Origin of the sequence: Marispirochaeta aestuarii, from assembly GCF_002087085.1 — a bacterium.
Lineage (GTDB): Bacteria > Spirochaetota > Spirochaetia > JC444 > Marispirochaetaceae > Marispirochaeta > Marispirochaeta aestuarii.
This window is the reverse complement of record NZ_MWQY01000014.1, coordinates 107,227-117,692: the sequence shown is the minus strand read 5'-3', so window position 1 is coordinate 117,692 and position 10,466 is coordinate 107,227. Positions and strand designations below refer to the sequence as shown.

Genomic DNA, 10,466 nt, shown 5'->3' with positions numbered 1-10,466 from the left:
TGCGTTAAGCGGGAGAGTAGGACGTCGCCTGGCTTTTTTTATTAATGTGATCCGCCTTTTGGCGGTCACATTAATAAAGTAAAACGAAAGACAGGCGATGTCCTCGGCCGAGCGCGTACCGGACCGAAGGGAGGAACGTGCGGGGGTCGAAGGGCTCTTGAAAAGAGCCCGAGACACGTCGCCTGGCTTTTTTTGTCCTCTGGACAAAAGAAAAGGCCGGTTTGCACTTTCGCATCCCCGCGAAAGATGCCGGACCTGGTTTTTTTATTAACCAAGCAGTTCGTGAGGCTGCGAATACAAACAGGCATGCGGGAATCAGGCGCCCTGGTGGAAAATTTAGCAGGTTTTGTATGCCGCGATGTAACTTCGACATTCTGCTGGTCGCCAAGAGTAAAAAAACTGAATGTTTTTTCTGTTAATTCACCAGCTCAAAGCCCTGCCAGCTTACAGAGCTGCATAGTTCAGCGAGTCTGGGAAATGAATCCTGATGTTCATCGGAGGCCACCCAGGCCAGGCGCATCTGTTCTGTTTCAAAACGTAGCTGAATTTGATAGCAGCGCATGGCATTCCCGTACTTGAGCAGGTGAACACTAATAAACCCCTGCTGAATTGAAACAGCCGGAACAAAGATATCACGAAAAGTAATTTTCAGCTTTTCTTCTTTTCCCGGGAGTACCTCAAGAAATATCTGCAGTTCAATCATTCATCTCTCCTTCGTATTTGAGGGTAAATTATTCAGAAGGATTCTGCGTCAAAAGCTATATTCCTGGTGCACGTACTCGCTGCTCCTTCTCTGGATAAAAAAGCTCAGTAATTCAATTTCGAATGTCCGGCAATGAATAGTCAGAAAATATTTGTAACCTGAAAGCGAAGCTGCATATACGGTACCCTGCTTATCCGTGTATGTCACGATTTCAAAACCGCAGACAAATTCAGCTCCGGTTTCCTGAACAATCTCAGTTGCCTGGCCAATGTAATCGTCCTGGCTGAGGGGTCCCATGCAGTCCTCAACGCCGTACAGATCGTCTATCCTCGGTATATACCGGGTTATCGGTATTCCAGGGAGCTACCAGGATCGAACGGTTTTCGAAGACGATCTGAATTGATGTGTTTTCAAGCCAGAGATCATAAGTCTCATTTTGTTGCATTGACCTGTCTATGCAAAGATAAATATCCACCAGGGAATGATTTGATACAGTATACCACCACCAGTATCAACGAACAATTACCAATAGTACCAATCATCAAAAGTGAAGAGGAGATGTTTTCCTGAACCTTGTGTAAGCATATCCTTGTCTTGACCTGGTCGTTCGCATTGCTCATTGCCCGGCATGAATCTGTGGGCGGGTAAGGGGGAAGCTTTGAAATGGAAAAGAAAAAATGTGAGAGCAATATAAATAGAAATCTATATTGAAAATTTTCTGCTTGTGTGCGGGCAGCGATCGGGGTTACAATGGGTTAACGTACACGCATGGACTGAAGGGTACGGTGTTCTATGAAGAGGAAAACAGCTAAACTGGTGATAATTGCTCTTGTCTGTGCAGTGCTGCCAGCACTCCTTGCAAGCTGCACAAAAAGCGATGATAAGGGACGGCCGGAGGAGCAGAAGAACGGGATTATACTTGGTTTTTCCCAGATAGGGGCGGAGAGCGCGTGGAGGAAATGCAATACCAGGTCTATAAAGGCTGCAGCCGCAGAGAGCGGTGTGCAGCTTTTATTCTCAAATGCAGAACAGAAACAGAATAACCAGATTAAGGCAATAAGGTCATTTATTGCATATCAGGTGGATGTTATTGCCTTTGTTCCCATTGTGGCGGATGGATGGGACAATGTTCTGCGTGAAGCTCGGGATGCCGGAATCCCGGTACTGATTACCGACAGAAAAATAAACACCGATGATGAATCCCTGTACGCGGGTTTTATTGGTACGGACAGTGAACAGGAGGGACGGGAAGCCGGGAAATTCCTGTTGAAAAAGTTCGAGAACTCCGGTGCTGAACCATCCAATCCGGTCAGAATAATAGAAATCTCCGGGACCGAAGGATCATCCCCCGCAAAGGGAAGAGCCGCCGGTTTCCGGGAGATTATTTCCGAGCATCCCGAATACAAAATTATTTACAGTGAATCAGGCGATTTTCTTCGCTCCAAGGGCAACGAGATTATGCGCTGGATTCTGGACAGCAAGTATAAGGATTTTGATGTCGTTTTTTCCCATAACGACGGTATGACTCTGGGTATACTCGAAGTAATGAAAGAGCGGGGTATGAATCCTGGAAAGGATATCGTAATTATAACCGTTGATGCGGAACAGGCTGCAATTGATGCCCTTGGACGGGGAGAGGTCAATTGTGTGATCGAGTGCAATCCGAAATTCGGCCCTGCCATCATGTCTCTGGCAAAAAAACTTGCGCAAGGGCAGAAAATACCCCGGCTGATGCATGTACATGAAGAAGTCTTTACCGAAGACGACGACGTTTCAGCTATTCCGCCGCGGGGGTATTGATGGCTGCAGCGGGAATGAAACCGATCTCCAAGCTGGTCATGACCGGTACGAAAACTACCAGTCTTCAGAACAGAATACAGACTTCCTATATAATTATCATCAGCCTGATGCTGGTTGCACCGGTGATCAGTCTGGCATCATCCTGGTATCATACTCTCAAGTATGACCAGATGATTGCCAATGTCAGCAAAACAAACCGTTTGAACCAGATTGTAAGGTCAGATATTTCCAACGAGTTGTGGGATATTGTCGCCGGCAACAAGGATTTTGATGAAGGCCGGCAGTACGGTATCATCCGCGACATTAACTCCCGGCTCGACAATATCAAGTTCAGCACTGAGCAGCAGGATAACCGTCAACTCCTTGAGGTCGCGGGCAGAGCCATGGATACCTTGTCGAGATATGTCGACCAGCTTGGCTTCCAGATGGAACAACAGTATCCGGTGACGGCAAATGAAAAAACCCTGGATGAAATACGCGGCGTGGCGGATCTGGTTTCAGATATTCTCCAGGACTTCATCGTGCTTGAAATTGAGTCTGTCGCCAGAACGAATGAGCAGATAAAGAATACCGCCGCAGCCCTCTCGCTGGTTCAGATTTTCGTGGTTGCGGCTGTTATGCTGTTTGCTGTACTGGCCCAACGGTCCCTGGCTGTAAGCATAAACAGGCCGATAAGCGAGCTTGAAAAGTTATCCAGCCAGATTGCCGCCGGGAATCTGGCCGCCAGGGCCGATCTGCCGAATGTACTGGAGCTGGACAACCTTACGGAAAATTTGAATTCCATGGCGGTGAAGATCAAGGAACTTATTGATGCAAATATCAGGGAACAGAAAAATCTTCAGAAATCGGAGATGAAAGCCCTGCAGGCACAGATTACCCCCCACTTTCTGTACAACACCCTCGACTCAATAATATGGCTCGCCGAAGGACGGCAGTATGAACAGGTAATCTCTGTCACCCGTAATTTTTCCAGCTTTTTTCGCCGCTCCCTGAGCCGCGGAAAGGAATGGGTTTCTGTCAAGGACGAATTCGAACATGTACTCAATTATTTAACGATCCAGAAAATTCGCTATCGGGATATACTGGATTACAGTATAGATTATGATAATGAGATGGCGGATAAAACCATGCTCAAGCTTCTTCTGCAGCCCCTGGTGGAGAATGCACTGTATCACGGGATAAAGAACAAGAGGGGTCGGGGCAGACTTTCAGTAAAGGGCTGGAGAGAGAAGCCCTACCTCTGTTTTCAGGTTGCCGATGATGGTATCGGGTTGAAACCTGAGCGGCTGGAAGATATTAATAAACAGATTGATGGAAGCCTGGACAGCTCCGAATTGAGTGATGTTTACGGTCTGTATAATGTAAATAAACGTCTGGCCCTCTATTACAACAGCGGAACGAAACTGCATATTGAGAGCCGGTACAGAGAAGGAACCGTTGTTACTTTTAAACTGCCGGAGATCAGAGAATATGTATAGCGTATTTCTTGTTGAGGATGAAATTGTTACCAGGGAGGGAATCCGAAACAGTATTCCATGGGATCGTACTCCCTATACACTGGCGGGGGAGGCCCCTGACGGAGAGATGGCACTGACGGTTCTACAGGAGGTAAAACCCGACATACTGATTACGGATATAAAAATGCCCTTTATGGATGGACTTACCCTTTCGCGGATTGTCAAGAAGGATCAGCCCTGGATTAAGATAATCATTCTTTCCGGTCACGATGAGTTCCAATATGCAAAAGATGCGATTTCCATAGGTATCGACGAGTACCTGCTGAAGCCTGTATCTTCTGCAGATATGCTCGCAACCCTCGAGAAAGTTACCCGGCAGATAGAAGAAGAAAAGGAGCGTATTACCAATATCGAGACCCTGAAAATGAAGATCCGTTCTTCCCAGGAGGTAATGCGGGAGAAATGGATTTGTGATCTTGTCACCGGACAGCTGAGTTCAGGGGATGCGATTGAGTCTGCCCGTGCCCTGGGAATCGATCTTATAGCGAACTCATATGTTGTAATGATCGTGGATGTTGTGCCCGGATCGGATACCTTTTCCGACTATGCTGTGGTTAAATCGATTATATCCTCCCTGGTAAAGGAGAGAGAGGAAGTCCTGCTTTTTTCTCCCAGTCTGGAAAAACAGGGACTTATTTTCAAGAATTTGAGCAGAGATTCTGCTGATGATACCGTGTATTCCCTTGCCCAGGCGATACGCTTTGAGACTGAGCGTAACAGCGGCTGCAGGGTTTCCATTGGGATTGGTTCGATGGTAAGCCACGTAGGTGAGATTGTCGATTCCTATGCAGATGCTGACCGTGCTGTACGATATATGTCCCTGACGGGGAAGAACAAGATCATCGGTGTCAGTGATATACAGTGGAGCCGCAGGGATAATTCCAGACGAAAAGAAGAAGGCCCTGTGGTTGAAAGACTTCGTTTTGCCGCCCGGGAAGAGGTCGACGACATTATTGACCTGTATCTTGATGTCTTTGGCAGGAAGTCCCTTGACGTTGCGGACTCGAGTTTTTTTCTTCTTGTCTACAACGATCTGATAGAAATTATCTCGGGACTGGTTGAAGAGATTGAGGGCGATCCGCAGCAGGCAATTCCCGTCTCCCTGCAACATGATCTCGGGGATTCACTTGCTGATTCTTCGATTCCCTTTCGCGGACAACTCAGAAACCTTATTGAGATGTGGATCCTTTACCGGGATGAGCATATGAATACCCGGCATAACGGGATTATACGAAAGGCAAAGAACTACATAGCCGAAAATTACATGAGTCAGGATATGTCTCTGAATACCGTGGCCTCCTTCGTATATGTCAGCCCGAATCACTTCAGCACAATTTTTTCTCAGGAAGCCGGAGAAACCTTTATCGAGTACCTGACGAATACCAGGATAGAAAACGCTAAAAGACTTCTGAGCTGCAGTGCAATGAAGTGTTCCGATATCGCCTACGAAGTCGGGTACAGCGATCCCCACTACTTCAGCTTCATATTCAAAAAAAACACGGGCATTTCTCCCAGGGACTATCGAATGACGGCAGTTTCCAGGGATCCCTGCGCCTGTCCGTAATTTTTTATACTTTTTCCGTAAAAAATCCAAACTGATCTTAAAGCAGGGTAAAAATTCATAAAAAACTCAGGAAGATATCTCATGTACCGGGAAGCACAGCGGGGATACCATGAGCTCAATCACAATTCCAAGGAGGAGTTATGAAAAAGGTATTAGTGATTTTCATGGTCTTGGCGGTATTCTCCCTCGGCTATGTGTTCGCAGGTGGACAGGACGAGGCTGCCGCAGGTGCAGAGGATGATCTGATTGTTGTCGGCTATGCTCAGGTCGGTGCTGAGTCTGACTGGCGAACGGCAAACACGGAATCCTTCAAAAGTACTTTTGTTGAAGAAAACGGCTATCGGCTTATTTTTGATGATGCTCAACAGAAACAGCAGAATCAGATCAAGGCGATCCGCAATTTTATTCAGCAGGATGTGGATTACATCGTGGTGGCACCGGTTGTAGAGACCGGCTGGGAAACCGTTCTCAGCGAAGCAAAGGCTGCCGGGATTCCCGTTATCCTCTCTGACCGCATGATGGATGTTTCCGACGACAGCCTCTATACAGCATGGGTTGGTGGAAACTTCCTCAAGGAAGGTCAGGACGGCGTTAAATGGCTGAATGACTATGTCAAGAAAAACGGTCTGGCCAGCCAGGAGCTGAACATTGTTCTTCTTCAGGGAACAATCGGATCTTCCGCACAGGTCGGACGTACCCAGGGAATCCTGGCAGGTATCGATGCAAATCCGAAATTCAAACTCCTTGCAAAACAAACCGGAGAATTTACTCAGGCCAAGGGGCAGGAAGTTATGGAATCTTTCCTGAAGGCGTACCCTGACATCGATGTTGTATTCGCCGAAAACGACAATATGGCCTTCGGTGCTATCGACGCTATCAAGGCAGTGGGAAAGCAGCCTGGCAAGGATATTATAATTATCTCCTTCGATGCAGTGCACGAGGCCTTCAACCGGATGATAGCCGGTGAGATCAACTGCTCTGTTGAATGTAATCCTCTTCACGGTCCCCGGGTGGCAGAGATCATCCAGAAGCTTGAGCGGGGTGAGAAGGTCGATAAAATCCAGTATGTCGTGGAAGAGGTTTTCGATACCTCCAACGCGAAAGAGATTCTTCCTACCAGAATGTACTGATCTGCAAAAAAAGTGAAAAGGTATGGGGTGCTTTGCATCCCTGCCTTTTTTTATTGGACCCGACCAAGCCGGAAGAAGGGAAAGGGATGGAAGATAACAGTATTTTGACCATGCGTCATATAGATAAGACATTTCCCGGGGTACAGGCACTGAAAAACGTGGATTTTTCTTTGAAAAGCGGCGAAATCCATGCCCTTATGGGGGAAAACGGTGCTGGAAAAAGCACCCTGATTAAGGTACTGACCGGGGTTTATGAGATGGATGCCGGAGAAATCCGGGTGCAGGGGCAGGACGGCCCTGTGGTGAACCATTCTCCCGAGGAAGCCCAGCGAAATGGAATCAGCACGGTGTACCAGGAGGTCAACCTTTGCCCGAATATCTCCGTTGCAGAGAACATGTTTCTCGAACGGCAGCCGCTGAATCTTTTCGGGGGCATTAAATGGAAGACAATGGAGGCCATGGCCCGCCAGGCTCTCAAGGAAGTCGGTCTGAACATCGATGTATCCAAACCCCTGGGAGAGTATTCAGTGGCCATTCAGCAGATGGTGGCTATTGCCAGGGCGATCGATATCAACTGCCGGGCCCTGATCCTCGATGAACCTACCAGTTCTCTTGATGAAAGCGAGGTAAAAACCCTGTTCGAGGTCATGAGAAACCTCAAAAAGCAGGGAGTTGGTATCATCTTTGTCACCCACTTTCTTGAACAGGTCTATGAGATCTGCGATTCAATAACTGTACTGAGAAACGGGGCACTGGTCGGAACCTACCGTGTCGCGGAACTTCCGAAGGTTCAGCTCGTTGCCCGGATGCTGGGGCGTGAATTTGACGATCTGGCAGAGATAAAAAGTGTCAAGGCTGATTCCGATTCCGGCAGTACCGAGTCAATAATGGTCAGGGCCAGGGATCTGACCAGGGCCGGAATGATCGACCCCTTTAACCTGATTATCAAGAAGGGAGAGGTCATAGGCCTCGCCGGTCTGCTGGGTTCGGGAAGATCCGAACTGGCGCGGCTGCTCTACTGTGCCGAGAAACCGGACAGGGGGGAACTCCTTGTCAGGGAGACCCCGGTGCGCACCAGGGCTCCCATCGATTCAATGAAACTGGGAATGGCCTTTTTGCCGGAAGACCGCAAGGAGGAGGGAATTCTAGAAGATCTCTCGGTTCGGGAAAACCTGCTGATAGCCCTGCAGGCCAAGACCGGGATCCTGAAACTTCTGCCGGAAGCAAAACAGAATGAACTGGCGGAGAAGTACATCGAGCTCCTTCAGATAAAGACACCATCGCCGGAAACACTGGTAAAGCAGCTCTCCGGCGGGAACCAGCAGAAGGTAATCCTCGGCAGATGGCTTATCACGAATCCGGAATTTCTGATCCTCGATGAGCCTACCCGCGGTATTGACGTTGGTACCAAGACGGAGATCCAGAAGCTGATTATTGATCTGGCGAAACAGGGGGTTACCGTGCTCTTTATCAGCTCGGAGATAGAAGAAATGCTGCGGACCGTTAACCGGCTTTGTATTCTGTGCGACAGGCAGAAAGTCGGAGAGCTGAACAACGATGATATTACCCAGCATGACGTTATGACGGCCATTGCCGGAGGAGCTCAGACCCATGAATCCTGAATTACGAAAGCTGAAGAACGCAGCGCTTGCACTTTCTAAAAAGCAGCTGTTTTTACCCATATTTGCTCTCTGTCTCGTTCTGATAATCAACATCATCGAGACCCCCACGTTTTTTAATATCTCCATTCAGAATGGCGTACTTTACGGGTACATAATCGATATTATCAACCGTGCCAGCGAGCTCATCATACTTGCCGTCGGCATGACCCTGGTAATTGCCACCGGGGGGATCGATATTTCTGTGGGGGCTGTCGGTGCGGTGGCGGCTGCGGTATGCGTTCGCCTGCTGGGGGCAAGCTATGATGCCTACGCCACACCAATGTTTCTCAGCATCGGCCTTGCCCTTCTGGCCGGGATGGCCTGCGGAGCCTTCAACGGATTCCTTGTATCCCGGTTGAAAATACAGGCCATGGTTGCCACTCTTATATTATTTACCGCAGGCCGGGGAATCGCCCAGCTCATAAGCGCCAGGGAGATCGGCGGAAAAATGGTTCCCGGGCAGATTCTGTACGTGCGCATGGAATCCTTCAAGGCTATCGGCGGCTTTTTACCCGGAGTGGTGGTTCCCACGCCGGTATTCATTGCCCTGGGGGTGGTGATTATCGCCTATTTTATTCTGACCCGTACTGCCCTGGGGCTCTATGTTAAAACCGTCGGCATCAACAGCAGGGCCGGGCGCCTGGTGGGTATCAACTCTCAGATGATCATTTTCATGTGTTATCTCATATGCGGGTTTACCGCGGCTATTTCCGGCGTGGTTACCTCCAGCCGGATCTATTCAAGCGACGCAAACAATATCGGCCTCTACATGGAGCTGGATGCGATCCTCGCGGTTGCCCTTGGGGGAAACAGCCTGTCGGGGGGAAAATTCAGCCTGCTTGGAGCGGTGATCGGCGCAGTTACGATTCAGGCACTGACGACGAGTCTGTACGCCATGGGAATAACGGCTGACCAGCTTCCGGTATACAAGGCAATCGTTGTTGTGCTGATTGTATCCATGCAGTCAGAGGAACTGAAGCGCTGGATACGAAACTTCAGGCAGAAATCAGAAGCTCCAAAGGCGGTGCTGCAATGAAAATCGGCAATTACATCAAGGAGAAGATGGCCGGTACCGGTTTTCTGTTGTTCATCACAATCATAATGTTCCTGATTATGTACGCCGGCGGGGTAATGGTCTACAGTGCCCAGGGTTTCGGTAATATGCAGACCTTTATGAATATGCTCATTGACAACGCAGGGCTCATAATAGCCGCGGCAGGAATGACCGCGGTTGTTATAACCGGGGGTATCGATATCTCCGTCGGTTCTGTCATCGGCCTTGTCTGCATGATGCTGGCTTATATGATGCAGGTTATGGGGATGAATGCCTATGCTTCCATCGCCGTAGTACTGCTTTTCGGTCTGGTATTCGGTACCGTGCAGGGCTGGCTGATTGCGTATATGCGGCTGCAGCCCTTTATTGTCACCCTTGCAGGCCTCTTTTTCTGCAGGGGCCTCACCGCGGTTATCAGTGTAGACCAGATAGCCATTACGGATAATGAAACCTTTCTGAATATGGCGACCAGGAATATCTATCTCTTTTTCGGAGCCACGGTGAACAAGAGGGGAATCAAGCTCTTTCCCTTTGTTCATCCCAGCGTAATTATCGCTCTGTGCGCACTGGTGGTTGTCTGGTACATTGTGAAATATACAAAGTTCGGCCGCTCCCTGTTTGCCATCGGCGGGAATGAGCGGTCTGCTCTGTTGATGGGCGTGAATGTCCGGCGCACAAAGATGCTTGCCTATATTCTGAACGGGTTTCTCGCTTCTCTGGCGGGATTTGTCTTCTGCCTGAATACCACCAGCGGCTTTGTGGAGCAGGCCAGGGGCTTCGAGATCGAAGTAATAGCTTCAACGGTAATCGGAGGCACCCTGCTCTCCGGAGGGGTGGGAACGGTTATCGGAAGCTTTTTCGGAGTATTGATCAAGGCTGTTATAGAGACCTATATACGCTGTAACGGGACTTTATCCTCCTGGTGGAACAAGATTGTACTTTCCGCTCTGCTGTGCTTTTTTATCGTTCTCCAGAGTGTATTCGCTGCAATAAGACGAAAACGAAGCATCTGACCAGGCCGACCGGCTGTAATCTGC

Annotated in this window: 9 protein-coding genes; 7 read left to right on the top strand and 2 right to left on the bottom strand. The window is 48.9% G+C overall.

The genetic code is table 11. The features are described from left to right. Positions 1-415: 415 nt before the first annotated feature. Both B4O97_RS13470 and B4O97_RS13465 read right to left on the bottom strand, forming a co-directional pair. Entirely contained in the window at positions 416-703 is a 288-nt protein-coding gene (locus B4O97_RS13470) for an antibiotic biosynthesis monooxygenase (RefSeq protein ID WP_083051573.1), read from the bottom strand. 48 nt (positions 704-751) lie between these two features. Further along, positions 752-1,000 (bottom strand): hypothetical protein, encoded by a 249-nt coding sequence (locus B4O97_RS13465; RefSeq protein ID WP_083051571.1) that lies wholly within the window; start codon positions 998-1,000, stop codon positions 752-754. 495 nt (positions 1,001-1,495) lie between these two features. On the opposite strand from B4O97_RS13465, the gene B4O97_RS13460 reads away from it, so the two are divergent. The 7 genes from B4O97_RS13460 (at position 1,496) to B4O97_RS13430 (ending at position 10,442) form a co-directional block, all read left to right on the top strand. Then, complete coding sequence (locus B4O97_RS13460) at positions 1,496-2,503, top strand: ABC transporter substrate-binding protein (protein WP_083051570.1); 1,008 nt, start codon at positions 1,496-1,498, stop codon at positions 2,501-2,503. Continuing rightward, positions 2,503-3,981, top strand: a complete 1,479-nt coding sequence (locus B4O97_RS13455; protein ID WP_233143048.1) for a sensor histidine kinase — start codon at positions 2,503-2,505, stop codon at positions 3,979-3,981. Before B4O97_RS13460 ends, B4O97_RS13455 begins: the two co-directional genes overlap by 1 nt. Continuing rightward, the gene (locus B4O97_RS13450; protein WP_083051568.1) at positions 3,974-5,584 is read left to right on the top strand and encodes a response regulator transcription factor; all 1,611 of its coding nucleotides are present in this window, start codon (positions 3,974-3,976) and stop codon (positions 5,582-5,584) included. Before B4O97_RS13455 ends, B4O97_RS13450 begins: the two co-directional genes overlap by 8 nt. Positions 5,585-5,724: 140 nt before the next feature. After that, positions 5,725-6,714: an ABC transporter substrate-binding protein gene (locus B4O97_RS13445; RefSeq protein WP_083051567.1), complete on the top strand. Its 990-nt coding sequence runs from the start codon at positions 5,725-5,727 to the stop codon at positions 6,712-6,714. Between the two features lie 86 nt (positions 6,715-6,800). Continuing rightward, positions 6,801-8,336, top strand: coding sequence for a sugar ABC transporter ATP-binding protein (locus B4O97_RS13440; RefSeq protein WP_083051565.1), 1,536 nt, complete (start codon positions 6,801-6,803; stop codon positions 8,334-8,336). After that, positions 8,326-9,411 (top strand): ABC transporter permease, encoded by a 1,086-nt coding sequence (locus B4O97_RS13435; protein WP_083051564.1) that lies wholly within the window; start codon positions 8,326-8,328, stop codon positions 9,409-9,411. Before B4O97_RS13440 ends, B4O97_RS13435 begins: the two co-directional genes overlap by 11 nt. Next, the gene (locus B4O97_RS13430) at positions 9,408-10,442 is read left to right on the top strand and encodes an ABC transporter permease subunit (protein WP_083051562.1); all 1,035 of its coding nucleotides are present in this window, start codon (positions 9,408-9,410) and stop codon (positions 10,440-10,442) included. Before B4O97_RS13435 ends, B4O97_RS13430 begins: the two co-directional genes overlap by 4 nt. The last annotated feature ends 24 nt before the right edge of the window (positions 10,443-10,466 follow it).